The organism is Bradyrhizobium sp. 164 (assembly GCF_023073715.1).
GTDB lineage: Bacteria > Pseudomonadota > Alphaproteobacteria > Rhizobiales > Xanthobacteraceae > Bradyrhizobium.
Genome location: NZ_JADPKA010000070.1, coordinates 1 through 1452, shown reverse-complemented (window position 1 = coordinate 1452; position 1452 = coordinate 1). Strand labels below are relative to the sequence as shown.

1 protein-coding gene is annotated in these 1452 nt (G+C 65.7%); it reads right to left on the bottom strand.

Annotated features, from left to right (window positions below; translation table 11 throughout):
- On the bottom strand, positions 1-1452 hold a 1452-nt coding region (locus IVB01_RS22995; protein ID WP_247494890.1), incomplete at both ends, for a DUF1522 domain-containing protein.

The following is a 1452-nucleotide window of genomic DNA, read 5'->3' as shown; positions in this document are numbered from 1 at the left end:
CAGGTTGTTGGCCTGAAGCGCGGTGTTGAGTTGATCGAGGGTCTTGACCGTTCCGTTGGTGCCGTCGCCGAAGGTGACGTTGACCGCCGTACCGCCGTTGAAGGAGCTGAAGGTCAAGGTCTTGCCGTTGATGCCGCCGGTGCCGGAGGTGCGGGCCGCGGTGAACGCCGAGGACGTACCGGTGTTGCCGGCAAGACCGAGCGCGGACAGCGCGTTGCCGGTGCCGGTGATCGACAGGTCGGCATTGACGCCGGTGGACAGCTTGAGCTGGCCGGAGGCGTTGATCGACGAAGCCGTCTGACCCGAGGCGGTCGCAAGCGTACCGCCGCCGCTGCCGTTGAGCGTGAAGGTCTGCACGCCCGTGGCGAAGTCGATCGCCTTCAGCACGTCGGCGATCGTCGAGCTCTGCAGGTAGACCGTCGAGTTGCCGTTGCCATCGGTGACGACGTTACCCGACACGCCCTGGGTGGAGGCCAGCGAAGCCGCCGTCGGCGTCGGACCGTCCTTGAAGGTGATGACATGGCCATCGACGTTCAGGGTCGAACCCGACGAGATGAACGACGACAGGGTCGCCGAGCTCGTGGTACGGGCCGCCGTCGCAGTGACGCTGCCGGCGCCGGTCGCGCTGGTCAGGCCGAGCTTGTTGAGGATGTCGGCCTTGCCCGTTACGCTGAGGTCAGAACCGATCGTGCTCTTCAGGACGAGCGCACCGCCGCCGCTGACGGACGAGATCGTCTGGCCGCTGTTGACCGTCAGGGTCCCGGCAACGTTGCTCTGCACCCCGCTGGCGAGGTCGATGGCAGTCAGGACGTCGCCTACCGCAGCCTTCGTGCCCGAACCGAGATAGATCGTCACGTTACCGCTGGTGTTGTCCGTGTAGACGTTACCGGTCGTGATACCGGTGGCAGCGACCCGGGTCTGACCGGTCGGGGCGGTCGTGGGCACGTCGCCGGCGGCAAAGGTGATGGTCTTGCCGTTGACGGTGAACGTGTCGCCCGCGGCAACGCCGGCGTTGGCGTCGCCAGCGGTCGCTGTGCCGTTCAGCAGGCTCGCACCAGTGGTCGCAGCGTTGATGACGGTTCCCGTATTCGTGCCCTGAACGCCACCGAGCTTGGTACCGGACGCAGCAGCGGTTACACCGCCGGCCGCACCGCTGTAGAGCACGTTGCTCAGCGCATCCGCGCTGGTGTAGCTGGTCGTGCCACGCAGATCCGAAGCTGTCGCACCGGCGATCGTGGTGGAGACGTTGGACTTGGTGGAATAGCCGACGGTGGTCTGAAGCGCCTGGTTGGCGATCGACTTGGCGCTGTCGATCAGCTTCTGCAGCGAGGTGATGCCGGTGTTGGCAGCCTGCAGCACCTGCACGCCGTTGGCGATGCCGTCGAGCAGATTGTTGATGTCGCTGGCGCGGTTGTCGAGCGACTGTGCCGTGAAGAAGTTGGTGGGATTGTC